The sequence below is a fragment of the Microlunatus ginsengisoli genome (assembly GCF_039537205.1).
GTDB classification, from domain to species: domain Bacteria; phylum Actinomycetota; class Actinomycetes; order Propionibacteriales; family Propionibacteriaceae; genus Microlunatus; species Microlunatus ginsengisoli.
Genome location: NZ_BAABAB010000028.1, coordinates 57,980 through 80,272 on the forward strand (window position 1 = coordinate 57,980; position 22,293 = coordinate 80,272).

The following is a 22,293-nucleotide window of genomic DNA, read 5'->3' on the forward strand; positions in this document are numbered from 1 at the left end:
CGGGCTACTTGCCCTGGTCGAACATCTTGCTGAGGTTGGACGGGAGCTGGAAGTCCTTCATCGCCTCCTGAAGGGCGGCCGGATCCATCTGCTGGCCGAAGGCCGCCGCCGGATCGACCGGCTGCTCGGCGGCCCCGCCCTGAGCCGCCGCGGCCCGCTTGGCCGGGTTGCCGGAGACACCGCGGGCGTTCTTCTTCGGCTTCTTGGCCTGCTGCTTGCGATTCGCCCCGGCACCGGGCAGTCCGGGCATCCCGGGGATCTTGCCGCTGGCCATCGCCGTCATCGCCTTGCGGGCGTCGAAGAAGCGGCTGACCAGGGAGTTCACCTCGCTGACCGCGGTCCCGGAGCCCTTGGCGATGCGGGCTCGGCGAGACCCGTCGATGATCTTCGGGTTGTCACGCTCGGCCGGCGTCATCGAATGGATGATCGCCTCGATCCGGTCGACCTCGGACTCGTCGATGTTGTTGATCTGGTCCTTCAGCTCGCCCATCCCCGGCAGCATTCCGAAGATCTTGGAGAGCGGGCCCATCTTGCGGACCATCTGCATCTGCTGCAGGAAGTCCCCGAGCCCGAACTCCCCACCCTGGCCGGTGAGCTTCGCGGCGGCCTTCGCCGACTGCTCGGCGTCGAAGGTCTTCTCGGCCTGCTCGATCAGGGTCAGCATGTCGCCCATGCCGAGGATCCGGCTCGCCATCCGGTCGGGGTGGAAGACGTCGAAGTCCTTCAGCCCCTCGCCGTTGGAGGCGAACATGATCGGCTTGCCGGTCACCCGGGCGATCGACAGGGCGGCACCGCCGCGGGCGTCACCGTCGAGCTTGGTGAGCACGACCCCGTCGAAGCCGACGCCCTCGAGGAACGCGTTGGCGGTGTTCACCGCGTCCTGGCCGATCATCGCGTCGACGACGAACAAGACCTCGTCGGGATGCACCGCGTCGCGGATGTCCGCGGCCTGCTTCATCAGGTCCGCGTCGATGCCCAGCCGGCCGGCGGTGTCGACGATGACGACGTCGTAGAGCTTGCGCTCGGCCTCCCAGATCGACTTGCGGGCGACCTCGACCGGATTGCCCGTCGGCCGATCGAGATCGACCCGGGACGAGTCGTTGCCCGGTTCCGGCGCGAAGACGTGGACGCCGGCCCGCTGACCGACGATCTGCAGCTGGCTGACCGCATTCGGACGCTGCAGGTCGGCCGCGACCAGCAGGGGCGAGTGGCCCTGACCCTTGAGCCACAGCGCCAGCTTGCCGGCCAGCGTGGTCTTGCCGGCGCCCTGCAGGCCGGCGAGCATGATGACGGTCGGTGGGCGCTTGGCGAATCGGATCGTCCGGGTCTCGCCGCCCAGGATCGAGACGAGCTCCTCGTCGACGATCTTGATGATCTGCTGCGCCGGGTTGAGCGCTGCATGCAGCTCGACGGTGCGAGCCCGCTCGCGGACGGCCGCGACGAAATCCTTCACCACGGCCAGGTTGACGTCGGCCTCGAGCAGCGCGCGCCGGATCTCCCGCGCGGTCTCGTCGATGTCGGCCTCGGTGATCCGGCCCTTGCCGCGGAGGCTCTTGAACGTCGCCGCCAGGCGGTCCTGCAGAGTGTCGAACACTACGGATTCCTCGAGATCTCAGTCGGGTGCTGCTCGCGTCAGCCTACTCAACGAGCCTGACACCCGCGTACGCGTGAAGCCAGGTCCGCGGTGAGCGCTGGCCCGACATGTCGCCCCCGGCGCGAAACTGCCGCCGGCGGGGGTATCGAGTGCGAGCGACCGGCGTCGAAAATCCGCCCGCGGCCGGACAATCGGGGCCACAACCGGGCCGGCGACCCAGATATTCCCGCCGCGGCCGGAATTTGCGTCCGGGGGCGGGGCGAGCGCCGGCGGCGGCCTAAGGTGTCCCGGTGCGCCCCGACCACTTGAGCTATCGCCGGCTGGTGAAGTCGGCGCTGGTGGGTGCCCTGATCGGTGTCGTGTTCGACCTGGCGGTGGCCTTCCTGACCCGTTCGGCCAGCCCGTTCTCGGTCGGCCAGGTGCCGAGCTACATCGCCTTCGGCATCGTCGGCTTCGCCGGCGGCTGGCTGTTCGAGCTGTTCAAGGCGCAGACCGAGGTGACCGACGAGTCGGTCCGGACCCTGACCGAAATGCAGCACAAGGTCGAGCTGCTGACTCGGCGGCTGACGTACGCCGACGAGGCGCTGACCATGTTGTCCGCCGCACCGCGGCACAACGAGGCCCTGACCGCGCTGATCAAGGCGTCGCTGTCGGACAGCTTCCGCAGCATCCCGTACGTCGGCGTGCCGGCCTATCTGACGCTGTTGGGGATGGCCATCAGCCACGCGGACTCCTACGAGGGCACGCACCGGACGACGTTCCGCTGGTTCTTCGAGCGCGAGGCCGGCCACTATCTGAACGGGCTCCGGGACAAGGCGATGTCGGTCAAGACCCGGCTGGTGCTGATCGACGACGACGATCTGGACGTGATGCGCGAGGACCTGGCGAATCCGGAGGTGATGGGCTACTACTGGCGGCACACCGGCGACACCGAGACGTTCTGGATGACCGTCAGCGAGTTCCGCCGGGCCTTTCCCCGCCGCGACGTGCCGCGCGATCTCGCGCTCTACGATCGCGAGCTCTGGGTCGCCTACGACGAGCCCAACCAGACCCTGTCCTTCGACGTTGTCCCTGCGGCCGACGAGGTCTGCAAGCTGTTCGGCGACCTGCGCGAGATGATCGGCCGGGGCCAGCCCGAGCTCAAGCGGGTCGAGCGGGGCTGAACCCGGCCGGCACGTCACCGCCGGTTTGGCGGCGCGGCGCGGTCGGCCGGCTCGGCTGGGCGTACGACTCGGCGCTGGGCGTACGACTCGGCGCTGGGCGTACGACTCGGCGCGGGTGTACGACCGGCTCGCCCGCCAGCGCAACTTCGCGCGGTTTTCACCCACTTCGCGCGTGAAGCTCGCCGAGCGAAGTGGGTGCAGAGCGAGCGAGGTCGGCCCGGGTCGGGCGTCTGGTGCTCAGCGGGCGAGTTTCGGCAGCACCTCGCGGCCGAAGACCTCGGCCCACTCCTTCTGGTTGCGGCCGACGTTGTGCAGATAGATCCGGTCGAAGCCCAGGTCGACGAACTTCTGGATGTAGGCCCGGTGCTCGTCGGGGTCGGAGCTGATCACCATCCGGCCCCCGAAGTCCTCGGGGCGGACCAGCTTGGCCATCTGCTCGAAGTCGAACGGGGAGCGGATGTCGGCCTTCGGGAACTTCATCCCGCCGTTGGGCCACTCGACCATTGCGTTGGTCAGCGCCTCCTCGTCGGTCGCGGCCCAGGACAGGTGCAGCTGCAAGATCTTGGGCAGGTCCTCCGGCTGCCGGTCGGACTCGCGGACGCCGGCGTCGAACTTCGCGAACAGGCCCTCGATCTTCTCCAGTGGGGCACCGACGGTGATCAGCCCGTCGACGGTCCGGCCGGCCCTTCTCGCGGTCACCGGACCAGCCGTGGCGATATAGATCGGCGGCGCCTCGTCCGGCATCGTCCACAACCGGGTCGACTCCAGCTTGAAGAACTCACCGCTGTGCTTCACGTCCTTGCCGGCGATCGAACCGGCGAACAGCTTCTTGATCACCTCGATCGCCTCGAACATCCGGTTGAGCCGCTCGGGCCCTTCGGGCCAGTAGCCGGCGATCACGTGCTCGTTCAGCGCCTCGCCGGATCCGAGCCCCAGCCAGTGCCGGCCGGGATACATCGCGGCGAGGGTGGCGGACGCCTGCGCGACCATCGCCGGGTGCCAGCGGAAGCTCGGCGCGGTCACCCCCGGGCCGAGGTCTCCCGTGGTCACCTGACCGAGCGCGCTGAGCACGTTCCAGACGAACGCAGCCTGGCCCTGCTTCGGCACCCACGGCTGGAAGTGGTCGGCCGCCATCACGCCGGAGAAACCCTGGCTCTCCGCGTACGCGCTCAGCTCCAGCACCTCGGTCGGATGGAACTGCTCGAGCATGGCCGCATAGCCGATCTGGAGTTTCGTCACGCCTCCATCCTCGCCGATGGGCCAGGGCACCGGACGACGTGCCCTTTACTACCCCTGGTCGGCGGCGCAACGGCGCTCGAGCCGAGCCCTGGCGGCGTCGTGCGCCCGCGCGAGCAGGTCGGTGACGACGGCCCGGGTCCGCTCGGCCGGGGCGACCACGGACACCCAGCCCAGCCCGCCGTACACCGGGTGCGGAAACAGCACGTCCTCCGCGCTCGGATCGGCATCGGCGACACCCGCGAGCTCGCGCGCTTCGATGTTCAGCCGGAACCGTCCCGCTGCGTCCAGCCGCGACCCGCGATCGTCCGGGTAGTCCTTGGTGACGATCGTCGCGAAGGGCTGGGTCCGCGGCACGACCCCGTCCGGTGCGTAGTAGAAGAAGACGTCGCCCCAGCTGAGCTCCGGCGACCCGTCGCCCGGGCTGGGCCGGAGCACCAGTACACCTCCGAGCGCGGTGACCTGGGCGATGATCTGGTCGATCGTCATGCGCCTATCGTGGCAGCGGGGCGGGCCCGGTCCACCGGCCGCACAGGTCTCATGACCTCGGCCACTTATCACGGCCAGAAGTTGGAGGACGTACGCGGCCCGTGCTTGCCTGGAATGCATGGACCGGATCAGAGCACGCCTTGCCGCCCCCCTGCTGGCACTGCCGCTCGCAGTGCTCGCCGCCTGCGGCGGCGCCGGGAGCCAACAGCCTGCGGCCTCGACCCCGCCCGCCGACGTGAAGGTCGCCGGATCGGTGGTCGCGACCGCCACCTCGAGCAACGAGGCCCAGATCGCGGTGCCGGACCCGGTGGCCGCGAGCTGGACCGCACTCGGTCAGAAGGGTTCCGGGGTCGAGCTGGTGAAGGTCGGCGGCGACGCGCGGACCAGCACCACGCCGGTCGATCTCGCCGGCCAGCCGGACCAGGCCGGCGCCCAGCTCACCACGACGCTGAACGACAACGCGGCCACCACCGACGGCCGATCCGCGCTGGCCGGGCTGGAACACGTCGCCTCGCCGGCGGGGTCACCGGTCTGGGTGTTCTCCCCGCTGCTCGACACCACCGGCCCGCTGGACGCCAACGAGCTCGCGTTCGACACCTCACCGACGACCGTGGTCAAGTCGCTGAAGTCCGACGGCGACCTGCCGAACCTGAAGGGCCGCGAGGTGAACTTCGTGGTCACCCCGGTGGCCGGCGAGCAGAAGGCGCTGTCCAAGCTCCAGGTCGGCTACCAGCGCGCGGTCTGGGAAGGCGTGGCCCGCGCTGCCGGCGCGAAGCGGGTCACCTTCTACAACGGCACCGGGACGACACCGGCCGCGGGCACGATCTCGGCCGTCGCAGTGCCCGACCCCAACGACGACTTCAACTCCAAGACCGAGGGCCGGACCAGGACCTGTACGCTGCCCGCCCCGGCGCTGTTCGTCTCCGACCAGCCGACCCTGATCGACAAGAAGGCCACCAAGGCGGCGCTGAAGAAGTGCGTCGGCAACATCGACATCACTACCAAGATCAAGGTGGAGGGTCACACCGCCGGCGTGCAGGGCCAGGACAACTCCTTCGCCAAGAGCCTGTCCACCCAGCGTGCGACCGAGGTCGCCGCCCTGCTCAAGGAACTCGACGTGCCGGCGAAGAACATCGTGGAAGTCGTCGGTTACGGCAGCTCGAAGCCGCTGGTCCAGCCCGGCTCCAACCCGGCGAACCGGGCGGTCGTGGTGACCTTCACCTCGGCCGCCTGAGCCGACCGGTCAGGCGTCTCGTCAAGACGTCGTCAAGATCTGCTCCGACCGGACGACACGAGGCCACCCGCGCGCTTGACTAGGGATCGGGCCGGCAGACGCCGGCCCGATCCGGCGCGTCCGGCCGGAACCTCCGGCCCGACCGGGTCGACGCGGAGGGAGCGGCAGGTTTGTCCACGACGGCCACTCGGCGCAATGCCGAGCCACCACCCCCGGCTCCGGCCAGGCACCGGTTCCGGGCCTGGCTGCTGGCCGACAGCGCGCCGGCCGCCGACCAGGTCGGTGCGCACGCCCGGCCGGAGCGGACGGAGAAGACGCACAGCTGGTGGCGGGTGATGTGCCTGACCGGCGTCGACTACTTCTCCACCCTCGGCTATCAGCCCGGGATCGCGGCACTGGCCGCCGGCGTGATCTCACCGTTGGCCACCATCGTTCTCGTCGGCCTGACCCTGCTCGGCGCGCTGCCGGTCTATCGCCGGGTGGCCGCGGAGAGCCCGCACGGCGAAGGCTCGATCGCCATGCTGGAACGGCTCCTGTCGTTCTGGAAGGGCAAGTTGTTCGTGCTGGCCCTGCTCGGCTTCGCCGCGACCGACTTCATGATCACGATGACCTTGTCGGCCGCCGACGCCACCGCCCATCTGATCGAGAACCCGCACCTGAAGCCGTTCCTCGGCGGCCAGCAGGTGCTGATCACGCTGGCGTTGCTGGCGCTGCTCGGCGCGGTGTTCTTGCGCGGCTTCGGCGAGGCGATCGGCCTTGCGGTGGCGCTGGTCGGGGTCTATCTCGCCCTGAATGTGGTGGTGATCGCCGACGGTCTGGTGCTGTTGGTGACCAACCCGGCCCAGGTCGACGACTGGTGGGTGGCGCTGACCACCCAGCACGGCTCGCCGATCATGGTCGTCGCGGTGGCGTTGCTCGTCTTCCCCAAGCTGGCGCTGGGCCTGTCCGGGTTCGAGACCGGCGTCGCGGTGATGCCGCACATCGACGGCGCACCGGGCGACGACCCGGCGCGACCCGCCGCTCGGATCCGCGGTGCCCGCCGGCTGCTCACCACGGCCGCCGTGATCATGAGCGTCTTCCTGATCACGAGCAGCCTGGTCACCACCGTGCTGATCCCGCCGGCGCAGTTCCAGCCCGGCGGCGCGGCCAACGGCAGGGCACTCGCCTATCTGGCGCACCAGAACCTGGGCGCGGCGTTCGGCAGCATCTACGACGCGTCCACGATCGCGATCCTCTGGTTCGCCGGAGCATCGGCGATGGCCGGTCTGCTGAACCTGATCCCGCGCTATCTGCCGCGCTACGGGATGGCGCCGCAGTGGACCCGTGCCGTCCGTCCGCTGGTGCTGGTCGTGATGGCCGGAGCGTTCATCATCACGCTGATCTTCAAGGCGGACGTGGATGCGCAGGGCGGCGCGTACGCCACCGGCGTGCTGGTGCTGATCACCTCCGCGGCGATCGCGGTCACCCTGTCGGCGCGGCGGGCCGGGCAGCGCGGCAAGACGATCGCGTTCGGAGTGGTGTCGGCCATCTTCGTCTACACCACGGCGGCGAACATCGTCGAACGGCCGGAGGGCGTCCGGATCGCCGCGGTGTTCATCGCCACCATCATCGGCGTCTCGCTGATCTCGCGGGTGCTCCGCGCCTTCGAGCTGCGGGTGACCGAGGTCAGCCTGGACCACCGGGCCCAGCAGTTCATCCGCGAGTGCGCCCGCCGCTCGATCCGGTTCATCTCCAACGAGCCGGACGCCGGCGACGCCGAGGAGTACCGCAGCAAGCTGCGTCAGGTGCGCAACGACAACGACCTCACCGACGAGAGCGACATCATCTTCATCGAGGTCACCGTCGGCGATCCGTCGGACTTCACCAGCAGCCTGGATGTCAAGGGAGAGATCAGGGACGGCCGATACCGAGTGCTCACCATGACCAGCTCGACCGTGCCGAACGCGATCGCCGCGCTGCTGCTGGACGTCCGCGACCGCACCAACCGGCGCCCGCACATCTACTTCGAGTGGACCGAGGGAAGCCCAGCCGCCAATCTGCTGCGATACCTGCTGTTCGGCGTCGGCGAGGTCGCACCGCTCACCCGGGAGGTGCTGCGCCGCGCCGAGCCGAAGCGCTCGCGCCGCCCGCACGTGCACGTCGGCTGACCCACCGATTTCGGATTCCCCACCGATCTCGGATCCTCTACGCGGGGTTGGATCCCCCGTACCGGATCCGAGTCGCCAGAGGGGATCCGAGTTGGCGGGGATCCGCGTCACAGTCCGGGCACAGCCGATCGTGCCCGTGCGGACAGCCGCGGGTGCAAGAGTGCCGACATGGCCTCCCGGACGCATCCGCAGACACCCCGCCCCGATCGGCTACGCCGTATCGGGTTGCCGGTGGTTGCGGTCGGCGCGCTCGGCCTGGTCCCGTGGATCGGCTACCTCGCCGCGACCCTGCCGACGACGTATCGGGCGCACAACTGGAACCTCGCCTGGGTCGGGTTCGACGTGGTGCTCCTGCTGCTGCTCGCGGCGACCGCGGTGCTCGGGCACCGGCGGCATCGGATGGTCACGATGACCGCGTTCGCCACCGGGGTGCTGCTGCTCTGCGATGCCTGGTTCGACGCGACGACCAGCGGCGGCAGCGATCAGCGCGGGGCGCTGCTGACCGCCCTGCTGATCGAGCTGCCGCTTGCCGCCTTCCTCCTCATCGCCTCGCTGCGCACCATCGCTTCGCTGTCATCGGCGCAGCCGGCAGCCGCGGTGGCTCATGCCGAGAGCTCGGCGAAGGGATTCGGCACCGCCTCCAACAGGAGCTTGGTGTAGTCGTCCTTCGGGTTTCGGATCACCTCCAGCGCGGGACCCTGCTCCACCACGCGACCCTCGTTCAGCACGATCACCTGATCGGCGAGCATCCGCGCACTCAGCAGGTCGTGGGTGATGTAGAGGATGCTCACCCCGCGCTGCTGGACGAGGGTGTTCAACAGCTCGAGCACCTCGGCCCGGATGGAGACGTCCAGGCTCGAGATCGGCTCGTCGGCGATGATCAGCTCCGGCTCCGCGGCCAGCGCCCGGGCGATCACCACCCGCTGCCGCTGGCCGCCGGACAGCTCGTAGGCGAACCGGTTGATGTAGCGATCCGCCGGGGTGAGCGCCACCGTGTCGAGCAGCTCGAGCACCTTCGCCCGGGCGGCCTCACCCGTCAGACCCTGGTGGTTGTGCACGGCCCGGCCCAGGATGTAACCGAGAGTCTTCGCCGGGTTCAGCGAGGAGTACGGATCCTGGAAGACCATCTGGACGTGTGAGCGGTATCGCCGCAGCGTCCGGCCCCGCATGGCGCCGACCGTCTGGCCCTCACGGTCGGACCGGCCCTCGGACGCGCCGTCGGCACAGAACCGGATGGTTCCACCCGTCGGCGTCTCGACCCCGGTGATCATCTTCGCCAGGGTCGACTTGCCGCTGCCACTCTGTCCGACCAGCGCCGTCACGCCGCCGCGCCGCAGGGTGAAGCTGACGTCGATCACCGCGCGGGTGCGTTCGACCTTGAGCCCGCGGCGTCGCTGGTACGTCTTCGAGACGCCCTCGACATCCAGCACCACGTCGTCGGATCGGCGTTCCGCCGCCTCTCCGGCCGACTTCACGAACTCGGGACCGGCGAAGCCGGTCACGATCGGTCCGACGCCGTCGACCACGTCGTCGCTCGCCCGCTGTAGCTCGGCGACGTGGCAGGCGACCCGCCCGCCGTCCAGGCGCAGCAGCGGTGGGTCGAGGCTCTCGCACCGGCCGATCTTCTCCGGGCAGCGGGGAGCGAACGGGCAGCCGGTCGGCCGGTGCGAGAGGTCCGGTGGGCGACCGGGGACGTACGTGACATGGACGGTCTCGGCCCGAGGGTCGCCGTAGGAGCCGAGCAGGCCCTTGGTATACGGATGCATCGGGTCTCGGAGCAACGACGCCGACGGCTGCTCCTCCACGATCTCCCCGGCATACATCACCAGGATGCGGTCGGACAGGTCGAGCACCGTGCCGATGTCGTGACTGATGAACAGCACCGCGAAGCCCAACTCGGCCTGCAGCTTGCGTACGTTCTCCAAGATGCTGTGCTGGACCACCACGTCGAGACCGGTGGTCGGCTCGTCCAGCAGCACGAACTGCGGGTCGATGGCCAGGGCCAGCGCGAGATTGATCCGCTGCTTCATCCCGCCGGACAGCTCATGCGGATAGGCGGTGATGAACCGGTGGTCGATCAGCACCATGTCGAACAGCGTCCGGATCCGCTCCAGCACGGCGTCTCCGCGGAGCTGGGTATGGTGCTCGATCACGTCGCGGAACTGGCCCTCGATCCGCACCACCGGGTTGAGCGCGTTCATGCTGCTCTGGAACACGGTCGCGATGTCGGTCCAGCGCATGGCTCGCAGATCGTCCTCGGCCAGGCCGGTGATGTCGGTCCCGTCGAAGACGATCGAGCCGCCGGAGATCCGCCCGGGCTTCTGCAACAGCCTGAGCACCGCGGTGCCGAGCGTGGTCTTGCCCGATCCGGACTCGCCGATCAGGCCGACGAACTCGCCCGGTTCGATCGAGAAGCTCACGTCGCGGACCGCGTCCACGGCAGCGTGCCGCTTCGGCTCGTAACGGATCTGGAGATCGGTGACGTCGAGAAGTGCCATGGTTCAGTCCTCCCTCAGATGCGGATTGCTCAGCAGGTCGACGCCGAAGTTGATGAAGGACATGGCGGTGATCAGGATCGCCAGCACCAGGCCCGGCACGAACACCCAGGCGAACAGGCCCTGCGAGACGGCGCCCGCGGCGTCGGCCTGGTAGAGGATGGTGCCCCAGGAGACGGAGTCGGTGCTGCCCAGGCCGAGCACAGCCAGACCCGCCTCGGCGCCCATCGCGGCGGTCGCCGCGCCGACGAAGGCGGCAGCGATCAGCGAGGTCATGTTCGGCATGATCTCGGCGAAGACGATCCGCAGCGGTCCTTCGCCGGCGAACTTGGCCGCGGTGACGAAGTCGCGGTTGCGCAGCGTGATGATCTGGGCCCGCTTCGTCCTGGCGGCGCCCGCCCAGGAGGTCACCGCGATCACGGCCACGATCAGACCGATGCCACGCACCTGGGAGTAGGCGACGAAGGTGATGATCAGCGGCAGCACCGGAATGACCAGCGCGACGTTGGTCAGGAACGACAGCACGTCGTCGACCAGCGTGCCCTCCGCGTAGCCGGAGATCAGCCCGATCACGAGCGCGATCGTGGTAGCGATCAGCCCGCCGAACAACCCCACCAGCAGGGACACCCGGGAGCCGTAGATCACCTGGGAGAACACGTCCTGACCACCCGCATTCGTGCCCAGCCAGTGCGCGGACGACGGGGCGGTGAGCGGCTCGAACGTGTTGTTGGTCGGTGCGTACGGCGCGATCAGCGGGGCGAAGACGGCGACCAGGACGTACACCGCAACGATCACGATGCCGACTCGGGCCTTCTTGCTCGACCAGATGACGCGGTACCAGGGGTCCGGCCGCTCGATGGTGCCGGTCTCGATGGTGCCAGTCTCGATCGCCCCGATCTCGATCGGGTCAGCCTGCTCCACGCTCGTGCCCGGTTCTGCGGCGACGGCTCCCGCGAGCATCGCGGGCACCGATCCCCGAGCGGCGCCGGGTGGGTTCGATCCGATCACACTCACGCGGCTGCCCTCCTGGCTCGCGGGTCGAGAACGCCGTAGAGCAGGTCGGCGACCAGGTTGGCCACCAAGGTGGCGACAGCGGTCAGCAGCATCAGCGCCTGCAGCAGCGGGTAGTCCTTGATCCCGACGGCCTCCCCCATCAGCCGGCCCAGACCCGGGTAGTCGAAGACCGTCTCGACCAGGATCGTCCCGCCGAGCACGGCACCCAGCGCCATGGCGAAGCCGGTCACGCTGGGCAGCATGGCGTTGCGGGCCGCGTAGCGCACTGCGACCGTCTTGTCCGGCAGGCCTTTGGCCCTGGCCAGCCGGATGTAGTCCTCGTTCAGGTTCATGATCATCGTGTTCCGCATGCCGAGGATCCAGCCGATCGGGGTCACGATCAGCAGCGTGAGGGCGGGCAGGAACGCGTGCGAGAAGGCGTCGTAGAGGAACGCGCCGTTCCAGCCCGGGGTGGACTGCTCGTAGCCACCCGAGGTCGGGAACCAGCCCAGGGTGTAGCCGAGCCCGTAGATCAGCAGCAGCGCGATCCAGAACGGCTGCAGGGTCCCGATGAAGGTCGAGCTCACGGTGACGGCCGTATCGAACCTCCCGTTCCGCTTCCAGGCAGCGAAGATGCCGAGCAGGATGCCGATGGCGAACGACAGCACCTGGACCACGGTGACCAGCACCACGGTCCACCAGAACGCGCGGCCGATGACTTCGGTGACGCTGAACGGGAAGTAGTTGTAGGAGACCCCGAAGTTGCCGTGCAGCAACTGGTTCAGGTAGGCCAGATACTGCGACCACAGCGATCCGGTCGGCGCACCGAGCATGTCGCGCATCGCCTGCACCTGGGCCACGTTCAGCTGGGCGTTCTTGCCGGCCAGTTGCTGCACCATGATCTCCGCCGGGTCGCCCGGCTGCATCCGTGGAATGAAGAAGTTCAGCGTGACCACGGCCCAGAGCGTCAGCACGAAGAACCCGACCTTGCGCGCGAAGTACTTCATCTCGTCATCACCTCCTCGGGAGCGTCACCGGGTCAGCTGGTCGGCGCGGTCAGATGGGTCATCCAGAGCCGCGCGTTGTCCTGCGGGTTGGCGTAGGGATCCTCCTTGCTCGGCCAACCGACGGCCTTGTCGGTCCGGTAGATGGCGCGGGCCGGCGCATAGAACAGCGGCACGACCGGATACTGCGTCATCATCGTGTCGACCAGGGTGCCCACCAGGGGCTTCATCTGAGTCTCGTCGGTCGCGCTCGCCAGCTGCTTCACGGCCTGGTCGGTGGCCGGGTCGGAGAACCGCCCGATGTTGCCCTTGATCTCGGTCTTGGTCGGGAACGTGGTCGACGACAACGTCGCGCCCATCCCGTTGGCGTAGTCGCAGCCGGCGGCCATGTAGTTCAGCATCAGCTGGAAGTCTCCCGACTTCTTCTGCGCGTCGACCGAGTCCGGCTGCATCTTGTTCGCCTTGATGTCGATGCCGAGATCACGCAGGTTGCTGATCACCTGGTCGGCGGCGGCCTCGTAGTCGATCCAGCCGGCCTGCACCGACATGGTGATACTGAGCGGGGAGCCGTCCGGGTTGGTCCGCTCGCCGTCGGAGCCCTTCTTGTAGCCCGCATCGTCCAGGATCTGGTTCGCCTTCGCCTGGTCGAACGGGATGATCGTGCTGTCGGCCGGATACTGCGCGGGCAGCATGTTCTCCTTGTTGGGCAACGTCAGGCCGGACTGGCTGGCGACGTCCATCAGGCCGTACGTCGCCTTCGTGTTCGCGCTCTTCTTGTCCACGCCGTAGGCCATCGCCTCCCGGAACTTGACGTCGCTGAACGGCTTCTCGGTGAGGTTCGGTGCGATCACGGTCATTCCGTTGGGCGCATACCAGACGTGATTGTTCTTCGGATCCGGGTCGACCACGGTCTTCTGGGGGTTCGGCACCTCGCCGGTGTAGAAGTCGAGCTCGCCGTTGCGGACCTTCAGCGCGGCCTGGTTGGCTTCGTAATTGCCCTCCAGCACCAGCTTCTGCACCTTGATCTTGTCGGCCTGCCAGTAGTCGTCTCGGCGCACCAGCTCGAGCCGGCGGCCGTTGTAGCTGCCGACCTTGAACGGACCGGTGGAGATCGGGTTCTTGTCGACGAACTTCGTCGGGTCACCGGCCTGGCCGTACTCCTTCTCGGAGACGATCAGCTGGCCGATGATGGAGCTGAACTTGGGCGCCGCGTCGCCGGCGAAGGTGAAGATCACCTGGTTGCCCTGGGCGACCACCGAGGTTGCCTTGGCACCGAGAGCGTCGTTCCAGATCCCGCCCTGATCGATCGCCGGGTACTTCTTCATCAGATTGAACGTGAAGGCGACGTCGTTGGCGGTGAAGGGTGATCCGTCGGACCACGTGACCCCGTCACGGATGTCGAAGACCAGCTTGTTCGCGCCCTCCCACTTGAATCCGGTGGCGAGCCAGGGCGTGACCTTGCAGTCCAGACTGCTCTGGATCATCAGCGGCTCGTACAACCAGGTCTTGGTGATCTGCTTCGGCGCATACGGGTTGTAGTTGACCAGGCCGCCGATCGACGCATCCGTCTCGGCCGGGAAGGTCAGTTGGGCGATCATGCCACCGCTGCCCTGGTTCGAGTTTTCCTTGTCGTTGGCCACCCGGCTGCCTGCACAGCTGGTCAGCGCCAGCGTCACCGCGACTCCCGCTGCGGCGAGGACCCGCGCCACCTTCTGCCTGCCCATCAGTCTCGCTCCTTTGCGCCGTCGTGATGGCTCGGACTCGAACCACCGCTCTATCCAGGGAACCCCGATGTCACGAATTTGTAAAGGCCAAGTCACTCATTCTGTCCCATATAATGAGACATAAGTGACAACCTCGCACTTCCCAAAGATGCCTGGTTGTGCTGTCATGGAGGCAGCAAGGACGCTTCTGACGGCGATCCCGGGAGCGTTGACCAACATGGCAGAGGAGTCGAGAACATGGCGTTGACCAGCATCTTTGCTACAGCGAGCGGATCGTTGAGCGAGTTGACGGTCGGTGACGTCTCGGTGCTGCTCTATCCCGCCAGCCCCGTCGCGGACGGGCCAGCCGGGCTGTGGTTGCGACGGCGACCGACAGAGGTTGCAGAGATTGTCTCAATCGTCGGCCAGAACGCCGTGACGCACTCGGAGCCGGCCGGGTCCGATGTGCTGGCCCGATCCGGGCGCTGGGGCGATCTGCTCGTCTCGGTCCGGCTGCGCCGGTCCGACCAACGCGCCGCCTGGTTCTGGCACGTCCGGGTGGTCAACGAGGGTACGCACGCCGTCGAGCTCGATCTGCTGCATACGCAAGACGTGGCGCTGGCGCCGATCGCGGCGGTCCGGACGAACGAGTACTACGTCAGCCAGTATCTCGACCTCACGCCGGTGCAGACGGTCGACCACGGGGTGGCAATCGGTATCCGGCAGAACATGCCCGGCCCGACGCCCTGGGCTCTGATCGGGTGCCTGGGCCGCGCCGACGGGTGGAGCACCGACGCCCGGCAGCTCACCGGCCGGGGCCGTCCCGACGGGACGGCGTGGCCCGGGCTGATGCGCGACCTGCCGGCGACGCGTCTGCAGGGCGAGCACACCCTTGCCGCGTTGCAGACAGCGCCGCGCACGCTCCGCCCGGGCGAGACGTGGCTGACGGGGTTCTACGGCCTGGTCATCGACGATCATCCGGACCGGACCTCCGACGCCGACGCCGGATACGTGGACGAGATCCTCGACGATCCGGCCGCGTGGCCGGCGGACGCTCCGGTCGACGATTACGCCCGCGCGCTCGGTGAGGTCGACGAGATCGGCGACCACCGGTCGTTGTTCGCGACCGCGACCCCACTCGCCTGCCGGGCCCTCTCCGACGCAGAGCTCGACCGGCTGGTGGACGCCGAACGGGATCAGGTCGAACGCGACGGCACGGTCCTCCTGTCGTTCTTCACCACAGACGGCGGTCAGCTCGTCACCGCCGAGAAGCAGGCGCGAGTACTGCGCCCCCACGGCCAGATCCTGCGGTCGGGTCGCCGGCTGATCCCGGAGGAGACGTCGGTCTGCGCCACGGCCTGGATGGACGGCACCTTCTGCTCCCAGCTCACCCATGGCCATGTCGGTCTCGGCACGATCTTGTCCCCGCGACGCAGCTATCTCGGGCTCGCGCCGGCTCACGGCCTGCGGATGTTCGTCCGGATCGGCGGCCGGCAGCCGTGGCGGCTGCTGGGCACGCCGTCCGCCTGGCACGTCGGGCCGGACCGTTGCCGGTGGTTCTATGCGTTCGACGAGTCGCTGATCGAGGTCGTCACCACGGTGCCCGCCGACCGGGACGAGGTCGAGGTCCGGGTCGCGGTGCATCACGGGCCTCCGGTCGACCTGCTGACGGCGGCGCACGTGACCTGGCTCGATTCCGACACGCCACCGGGAGCCGTGGAGGCCACCTGGTCCGGGGTTCGGGCCCACCCACCGGTCAACGGCGTGACCGACCGGCTGTTCCCGGGCGGCCGGCTGGATCTGTACTGGTCGAGTCCGTCCACGGAGGTCGCCGACGACGCCGCGCTGTTCGTCGACGGCCGGTCCCGCGGTGAGCCGTGGATCACGCTGCTCGCCCGCGAACGCCGCGACTGGGAACTGGTGCTGGCTCCGCGACTGATCCCCGACACGAGCGAGCACGCCACACCGCCGCCCGGCGGCGAACACGACTTCTGGTGCGGCCTGGCCAGTGCGATCGAGCTGATCCCGCCGCGGACCCCGGCCGGACGCGAGCTGGACCGGCTGGCGTCGGCCGTCCCCTGGTTCGTCCACGACGCCGTGGTGCACTACCTCTCGCCGCGCGGTCTGGAGCAATACAGCGGGGGCGCGTGGGGCACCCGCGACGTCTGCCAGGGTCCGGTCGGCCTCCTGCTCGCGCTGGACGCGCATCGGGAGCTGCGCGAGCTCGTGCTCCGGGTGATGGCGGCCCAACAGGTTCGCGGCGACTGGCCGCAGGCATTCGAGTTCCTCGACCGGCACCGGCACGGCGGGACGGGAGAGTCGCACGGCGACGTGATCTATTGGCCGCTCCGTGCGCTGGCGGACTATCTCGCAACCACCGGCGACCGGACGATCCTGGACGAGGACGTACCCTTCGCGGCCGACGGCGGCTTCACCGGACCACGACCGGTACTCGATCATGTCCGGGCCGCGCTCGATCGGATCGAGTCCACACTGATCACGGACACCTCCTTGCCGGCGTACGGGAACGGCGACTGGAACGACTCGCTGCAGCCGGTCGACGCGGCACGCGCCGGGCGGCTGGCCTCGAGCTGGACAGCGATCCTGCAGACACAGGCGCTGGACGCGCTGGCCGACGCACTCCGGGACGGTCCGCTGGTGGCTGCGGTGGCCGACCGGTCCCAGCGGATCGCGGACGACGGCCTCGCGGATCTTCGCCGGCTCCTGTTGGTCGACGGCGTGCTCGCCGGCTACGGCGAGTTCCACGATGGCCAAGCGTCGCCGCTGATCCACCCGGCCGACGACGAGACCGGGCTCAGCTTCAGCCTGCTGCCGATGGTTCACGCGATCGCCGACGACCAGCTGACGCCGGCCGAGGCGCATGATCATCTGGCCCTGATCGAGAAGCACCTGAAGGGACCCGACGGCGCCCGGCTGTTCGACCGCCCGCCGGCCTACCGTGGCGGCCCGATGCAGCTGTTCCAGCGGGCCGAGGCGAGCACCTTCTTCGGCCGGGAGATCGGCGTGATGTACCTGCACGCGCACCTGCGCTATGCCGAGGCGCTGGCCAGGGTCGGCGACGGCGCCGGCCTGCTCGGCGCGCTGGGGCAGGCACACCCGGTCGGCATCACCGAACGAGTGCCGAACGCGGCACCCCGACAGTCGACCTGCTACTACTCCTCCTCCGACGCTGCGTTCGTCGATCGCTATGCGGCCGCCGCCGACTACGACCGGATCGGCGACGGCAGCGTCGAACTGGAAGGGGGCTGGCGGGTGTACTCCTCCGGCCCCGGCCTGTTCCTCCAGCTGCTCGTGCAGCGACTCCTCGGCGTCCGGCACCGAGGCTGCGAGGTCGAGCTGGACCCGGTCCTCGATGCCGACCTGGACGGCCTGGTGGCGCAGGTGCCCCTGCTCGGCGGCCGGCTGAGGATCCGCTACCGGGTGGGCGAGCGAGGCCATGGCGTCCGCGCGGTCCGCATCGCAGACCGCAACCTCCCGACCGTTCGGCTGATCAACCGCTATCGCGAGGGTGGCGTCGCGGTCGACGCGGCCGCGCTGGCCCCCCTGGTGACCGACGACGACCACCTGCTTGAGATCGTGACCAGATGACGACCTCGACCCGCTCGCAGACCAGACGAGGCACGGCTGACATCGAGCTGGAGACCCGGATCGACGCCTTGCTGGCGGCGCTGACGGTCGAGGAGAAGGTGGGCCAGCTGCACCTGGCCTTCGACCTCGATCCGGAGGACCACCGCGAGGAGATCGCAGCGGGACTGGTCGGTGCCGGCATCTACTCCCACGGCGCGAACGATGTCCGCGAGACACCGCCGGCCCCGCTGGCCGGCACGATCGCCGCGTGCCAACGGATCGCCCGCGAGGAGTCTCGGCTGGGCATCCCGCTGCTGTTCGGCAGCGACGTCGTACACGGGATGAGGACAACCCTCCCGATCCCGCTCGGGCTGGCGGCGACCTGGGACACCGAGCTGGTTCGCGAGGCCGCCGCTCGGGCGGCGGCCGAGGCCTCCGCCGAGGGCCTGCACCTGACGTTCGCCCCGATGGTCGACATCTCGGCCGAGCACCGCTGGGGACGGATCGGCGAGACATTGGGCGGTGAGCCTCAACTCACCTCCCGGATGGGTGCCGCGCTGGTCCACGGCTTCCAGTCCGACGGCCGGTTCGGGGCGACGGCCAAGCACTTCGTCGGCTACGGGCTGGTCGACGCCGACCGCGATCAGCAGACCCTCTCCATCGGGCCGAATGCGTTGCACAACGTGCATCTGCGCCCGTTCCGCGCAGCGGTCGAGGCGGGCTGCCGGGCGATCATGGTCGGCCTGCACGACGTGGACGCGATCCCGATGCACGCCCACCGCCGGCTGATCCGCGACCTGCTCAAGCGGGAGTGGGGCTTCACCGGTGTGGTGACCAGTGACTGGGACGGGATCGGCCAGCTGGTCGACCAGGGCATCGCCGAAGACCTTCGCGACGCCGCCCGGCAGGCGATGCTCGCCGGGGTCGACCTCGACATGGTCTCCGGTGCCTATCGCGATCATCTGCCGGAGCTCGTCGCTGCCGGGGACGTCGAGCTCTGGATGCTGGACGACGCCGTTCGCCGGGTCCTCCGGCTCAAGTTCCGCGCCGGACTGTTCGATGCCGGGGCGGACCCGGCCGGCGCCCCGGCGCCCTTGCCGGTGCGGCGCGACACGATGCTGGCCCGCCGCGCGGCGGCCGCCTCGATGGTGCTGCTGAAGAACGCCGACATCCTGCCGCTGCACAGCAATCTCGGTGTCATCCACCTGTGCGGGCCGTTCGTCGAGGACGCCGGTGGTTTGCTCGGCAGCTGGGTGTACGAGCACGGCGAGGACACGGTGACCCCGGCCGACGCGCTGGCGGCCCAGCTCGACCCCGACGAGCTGATCATCTCCGACGGCCGGTTCGCCGACCTCGCCGTGCGGCACGCGGACGCCGCCGACGTGACGGTCGCCCTGGTCGGCGAGCACCCGAGTCGCAGCGGTGAGGACCGCTGCCTGCCGACCGCGGAGCTCCCGGTGGGCCAGCTGGAGCTGCTCCGCGAGCTGGCCAGCCTGGGCAAGCCGCTGGTCGTCGTGGTCGCCGCCGCCAGGCCGCTGGAGCTGCGGCCGGTGCTCCAGCTGGCAGACGCCGTGCTGCTGATCTGGCACCCGGGCGCCGAGGCCGGACCGACCTTGGCCGACGTACTGCTCGGCCATGCCGCTCCCACCGGGCGGCTGCCGATGAGCCTCCCGCAGACCAACCGGACGCCCGCACTGGGAACGATCGAGCGCACCATCGGGCGGCGCCTCGGCCGGTCTCGGGACACGAGCTTCGGCCGGTATCTCAATTCCCTGGTCAATCCGGAGCTCACGCTCGGCTTCGGCCTGACGTACACCTCGTTCGCCTACTCCGATCTCGAGCTCAGCCGCGCTCATCTGCCGATGCGGGCCGGCGTCGTCCGAGCCAGCGTGGAGGTGGTCAACACCGGCTTCCGGCCGGGACGCGAGGTGGTCCAGCTGTATCTCCGCGATCTGGTCGCCGACATCGTCCGCCCCCAGCTGGAGCTGGCGGACTGGCGGGCGATCGAGCTCGATCCCGGCCGGTCGACCCGGGTCACGTTCAAGATCACCCCGGATCTGTTCGCCTACACCGACCGCGAGCTGCGCCGGCGGATCGACCCGGGGGCGGTCGACGTGATCATCGGTCCGAACGCGGCACTGGGCAGCTCGGCACGGCTGCTGCTCGGGTGAGGAGCCTGGAACCGCCGTGATCGAGATCAGTCGACGCCGGATCCTCCGGGACGGTCGCCCTGCGCTGGTGCTGGCCGGCGAGGTGCACTACTTCCGGACGGCCCGCGCCGAGTGGCACGAACGGATCGACGCGCTTCGCGAGGTCGGGTGCGACTGCGTCGCCAGCTACATCCCGTGGCTGTTCCACGAGCTGCCGGACGGCTCACTCGACCTGACCGGTCGGTCCCGGCCGGAACGCGACCTCGCCGCGTTCGTCGATCTCTGCGCCGACCGGGGCCTTGGTTTCCTCGCGCGGCCCGGCCCGTTCGTGATGGCGGAGTTGAAGAACGAGGGCCTGCCCTACCGGCTCTACACCGAGCATCCGCAGATCGTGCCGACCGGCTGGAGCGGGGTCCCGGCGCCGACCCGGACGGTGGACTACCTCGCGCCGGCGTTCCTGGCCGAGGTGGAGCGCTGGTACGCGGCCGTGATGCCGATCCTCGCCACCCGGCTCGAACCGGCCGGTGGTCCGGTGATCGGGGTCCAGCTGGACAACGAGATCGGGATGCTCGCCTGGGTGTCGAACTCCCCGGATCTCACCGACGACCTGCTTTCGGACTTCAGGCGCTGGTGTCAGGGCCGGCACGGCCGCGGGCTCGTCGAGCGCTATCCGATTCCCCTCCACGATCCGGCCCGGTGGCGGCAGGCGGTGGAGTCGCCGCGGGAGTCCTGGGCGACGGCGCTGCGGGTCGACCTCGGCCGGTTCATGCGCGATCGCTTCGCCCGCTATGTCGATGCGCTCGCCGACTCCGCCGGCCGTCACGGGATCGCCGGCGTTCCGTTCCTGATCAACATCCACGGCACCGAGGGCGGCAACGGGGTGCCGTTCGCGATCGGGGTCAGCCAGCTGCTCCGGACGTACGCCCGGCCGGGATTCGTCGCCGGTTCCGATCACTACCTCGGCGAGCTGTCCCCCGGCGTGACCGCGGACCTGCACTTCCTGAACGCCGCGCTGGCCGCCACCTGCACCGCCGACCAGCCGCTGACCTCGTTGGAGTTCGAGGCCGGCAACGGCGACTACGGTGGGAATCTCGACCAGAGCTACGACCCCGCGACCGTGGACCTGAAGACCCGGCTGTTCCTAGCTCAGGGCAACCGGCTGATCAACTACTACCTGCTGGCGGGCGGTATCAACCCGCCGCTGGAGGTCGCCGCCGGCGACGGCAACGACCGGATCAGCTTCACCGGCGAGCAACACGGCGTCGCGGCGCCGATCGGTCCGCTCGGGCAGCGTGGAGCGTCCTTCGACGCGACCCGGTCGGTGGCGCACGTTGCGGCCGCGAACGCGCGCTGGCTCGCCGACCTGGACGAGCAGACCGACGACCTGGCGGTCGGATTCGTGCCCGATGCCTTCATGACCGAGTACCACCACCCCGGCAGCGCGGTGATGACCGAGATCGTCGAAGATCTCGCTCGCTATCGCGGCCCTGGTGAGGCCAAGGCGATCTGGCGCGGCCTGCTGTTCGGCGGATTCCGTTTCGGCGCCACCGATCTGCAGGATCCCCGATCGGCCCTGCCGCGGACGGTGGTGGTCAGCACCGGCCGGGTGTTGGCGGCGGACGTGCAGCGTCGCCTGGCCGGGCACCTCGCCGGCGGAGGCAGCCTGCTCCTGGTCGGCCGGCTGCCGGCGCTGGACCTCGAGGGGCGGCCGTGCACGATCCTCGCCGAGACGTTGCGGCTGCGCGAAGGCGCGCCCCGTCCGGGCTCGGCCTCGTACTATCCGTCGCTGGTCGCGCACGACATCGCGGCGCCGATGGCTGAGACGCGGACGTCCTGGCTGGCCGAGCTCTCCGGTCCGGGAGCCGTCCCGGTGCTGAGCGATGTCGAGGGGCGCTCGTGCGCCGTCCGGACCACGATCGGGCCGGGCCGGGCAGTCGTCGCCGCGACGCAGCTGCCGACCCGCCCCGACCTGTACGTCCAGCTGCTCGACTGGCTCGGCAGCCCGCCCGGGCTCGGGCTCCGGACCGACGTACCCGGTGTGGTCGCGACCACCGGCGTAACGCCGACGGGCGAGCGGATGCTGCACCTGATCAACCCGACCGGCTCTGCCGCCACCGCCCAGGTCGTCGTCGGAGATCCGACCGGACTCCTCGACTCGCCGCTGCAGCTTCCCGCCCGGACCGGCCGGATGCTGCCGCTCGGCCTGCGGCTGCCGAGCGGCGGCACGCTCGTCTCGGCCAACGCCGAGATCACCGGCGCCGACGAGCGCACGCTGGCGATGGGTGCCGGACTCGGCAGCCGGACGGAGGTCTGGTTGCGAACCACACGGCCCATCTCCTGCCCGACGGCGGAGATCCGGCCGAGCGGAGAGATGACCCTGGTCCTGGACCGGGGCGGAGCCGCGGTGGAGATCGCGTTCGGCTGAGCCGGCACTCAGCAGGGGCGGCGCGCGCTGATGCCGTACTGCGCGATCCTGCGATCGAGGGCGCCGCGACAG

Annotated in this window: 14 protein-coding genes; 7 read left to right on the forward strand and 7 right to left on the reverse strand. The window is 69.4% G+C overall.

The window, feature by feature from the left end; all coding sequences use genetic code 11:
• Window positions 1–4 precede the first annotated feature (4 nt).
• Window positions 5–1,594 (reverse strand): signal recognition particle protein, encoded by a 1,590-nt coding sequence (ffh, locus tag ABD747_RS18765; protein WP_344807421.1) that lies wholly within the window; start codon window positions 1,592–1,594, stop codon window positions 5–7.
• Window positions 1,595–1,884: 290 nt separating this feature from the next.
• Here ffh and ABD747_RS18770 point away from each other — a divergent pair, with 290 nt between their 5' ends.
• Complete coding sequence (locus ABD747_RS18770; RefSeq protein WP_344807422.1) at window positions 1,885–2,757, forward strand: hypothetical protein; 873 nt, start codon at window positions 1,885–1,887, stop codon at window positions 2,755–2,757.
• A gap of 237 nt (window positions 2,758–2,994) precedes the next feature.
• Here ABD747_RS18770 and ABD747_RS18775 read toward each other — a convergent pair whose 3' ends face one another.
• Window positions 2,995–3,996, reverse strand: a complete 1,002-nt coding sequence (locus ABD747_RS18775) for a TIGR03557 family F420-dependent LLM class oxidoreductase (protein WP_344807424.1) — start codon at window positions 3,994–3,996, stop codon at window positions 2,995–2,997.
• Window positions 3,997–4,044: 48 nt separating this feature from the next.
• Window positions 4,045–4,482 carry a DUF6194 family protein gene (locus tag ABD747_RS18780; RefSeq protein WP_344807426.1) on the reverse strand — a complete coding sequence of 146 codons (438 nt, stop codon included), beginning with the start codon at window positions 4,480–4,482 and terminating at the stop codon, window positions 4,045–4,047.
• Between the two features lie 118 nt (window positions 4,483–4,600).
• On the opposite strand from ABD747_RS18780, the gene ABD747_RS18785 reads away from it, so the two are divergent.
• The 3 genes from ABD747_RS18785 to ABD747_RS18795 all read left to right on the forward strand — a co-directional run bounded on the left by ABD747_RS18785 (window position 4,601) and on the right by ABD747_RS18795 (window position 8,523).
• Window positions 4,601–5,716, forward strand: coding sequence for an OmpA family protein (locus tag ABD747_RS18785; protein ID WP_344807428.1), 1,116 nt, complete (start codon window positions 4,601–4,603; stop codon window positions 5,714–5,716).
• Between the two features lie 170 nt (window positions 5,717–5,886).
• Window positions 5,887–7,863 carry an APC family permease gene (locus ABD747_RS18790; RefSeq protein WP_344807430.1) on the forward strand — a complete coding sequence of 659 codons (1,977 nt, stop codon included), beginning with the start codon at window positions 5,887–5,889 and terminating at the stop codon, window positions 7,861–7,863.
• Window positions 7,864–8,031: 168 nt separating this feature from the next.
• Window positions 8,032–8,523, forward strand: coding sequence for a hypothetical protein (locus ABD747_RS18795; protein WP_344807432.1), 492 nt, complete (start codon window positions 8,032–8,034; stop codon window positions 8,521–8,523).
• Here the strand turns inward: ABD747_RS18795 and ABD747_RS18800 are convergent.
• Genes ABD747_RS18800 through ABD747_RS18815 form a run of 4 tightly spaced genes read right to left on the reverse strand, consistent with a single transcriptional unit; the run spans window position 8,466 to window position 14,079 of the window.
• Window positions 8,466–10,361, reverse strand: coding sequence for an ABC transporter ATP-binding protein (locus ABD747_RS18800; RefSeq protein WP_344807434.1), 1,896 nt, complete (start codon window positions 10,359–10,361; stop codon window positions 8,466–8,468). The two genes, ABD747_RS18795 and ABD747_RS18800, sit on opposite strands and share 58 nt — an antisense overlap.
• 3 nt (window positions 10,362–10,364) lie before the next feature.
• Complete coding sequence (locus ABD747_RS18805) at window positions 10,365–11,372, reverse strand: ABC transporter permease (protein WP_344807436.1); 1,008 nt, start codon at window positions 11,370–11,372, stop codon at window positions 10,365–10,367.
• Window positions 11,369–12,358 (reverse strand): ABC transporter permease, encoded by a 990-nt coding sequence (locus ABD747_RS18810; protein WP_344807438.1) that lies wholly within the window; start codon window positions 12,356–12,358, stop codon window positions 11,369–11,371. Before ABD747_RS18810 ends, ABD747_RS18805 begins: the two co-directional genes overlap by 4 nt.
• Window positions 12,359–12,390: 32 nt before the next feature.
• Window positions 12,391–14,079 carry an ABC transporter substrate-binding protein gene (locus ABD747_RS18815; RefSeq protein WP_344807440.1) on the reverse strand — a complete coding sequence of 563 codons (1,689 nt, stop codon included), beginning with the start codon at window positions 14,077–14,079 and terminating at the stop codon, window positions 12,391–12,393.
• 237 nt (window positions 14,080–14,316) lie between these two features.
• Here ABD747_RS18815 and ABD747_RS18820 point away from each other — a divergent pair, with 237 nt between their 5' ends.
• Genes ABD747_RS18820 through ABD747_RS18830 form a run of 3 tightly spaced genes read left to right on the forward strand, consistent with a single transcriptional unit; the run spans window position 14,317 to window position 22,221 of the window.
• Window positions 14,317–17,667, forward strand: coding sequence for a GH36-type glycosyl hydrolase domain-containing protein (locus tag ABD747_RS18820; RefSeq protein ID WP_344807442.1), 3,351 nt, complete (start codon window positions 14,317–14,319; stop codon window positions 17,665–17,667).
• A complete protein-coding gene (locus ABD747_RS18825) occupies window positions 17,664–19,817 on the forward strand; it encodes a glycoside hydrolase family 3 N-terminal domain-containing protein (RefSeq protein WP_344807444.1) in 2,154 nt (717 codons plus the stop codon). The genes ABD747_RS18820 and ABD747_RS18825 overlap by 4 nt, the downstream gene beginning before the upstream one ends.
• A gap of 16 nt (window positions 19,818–19,833) precedes the next feature.
• Window positions 19,834–22,221 carry a beta-galactosidase gene (locus ABD747_RS18830; RefSeq protein ID WP_344807446.1) on the forward strand — a complete coding sequence of 796 codons (2,388 nt, stop codon included), beginning with the start codon at window positions 19,834–19,836 and terminating at the stop codon, window positions 22,219–22,221.
• Window positions 22,222–22,293: the final 72 nt, after the last annotated feature.

Coding starts and splice junctions, on each gene's coding strand:
- ABD747_RS18780 (WP_344807426.1), bottom strand. CDS start 4,482: ATGACGATCGACCAGATCATCGCCCAGGTCACCGCGCTCGGAGGTGTA.
- ABD747_RS18785 (WP_344807428.1), top strand. CDS start 4,601: ATGGACCGGATCAGAGCACGCCTTGCCGCCCCCCTGCTGGCACTGCCG.
- ABD747_RS18795 (WP_344807432.1), top strand. CDS start 8,032: ATGGCCTCCCGGACGCATCCGCAGACACCCCGCCCCGATCGGCTACGC.
- ABD747_RS18800 (WP_344807434.1), bottom strand. CDS start 10,361: ATGGCACTTCTCGACGTCACCGATCTCCAGATCCGTTACGAGCCGAAG.
- ABD747_RS18810 (WP_344807438.1), bottom strand. CDS start 12,358: ATGAAGTACTTCGCGCGCAAGGTCGGGTTCTTCGTGCTGACGCTCTGG.
- ABD747_RS18815 (WP_344807440.1), bottom strand. CDS start 14,079: ATGGGCAGGCAGAAGGTGGCGCGGGTCCTCGCCGCAGCGGGAGTCGCG.
- ABD747_RS18820 (WP_344807442.1), top strand. CDS start 14,317: ATGGCGTTGACCAGCATCTTTGCTACAGCGAGCGGATCGTTGAGCGAG.
- ABD747_RS18825 (WP_344807444.1), top strand. CDS start 17,664: ATGACGACCTCGACCCGCTCGCAGACCAGACGAGGCACGGCTGACATC.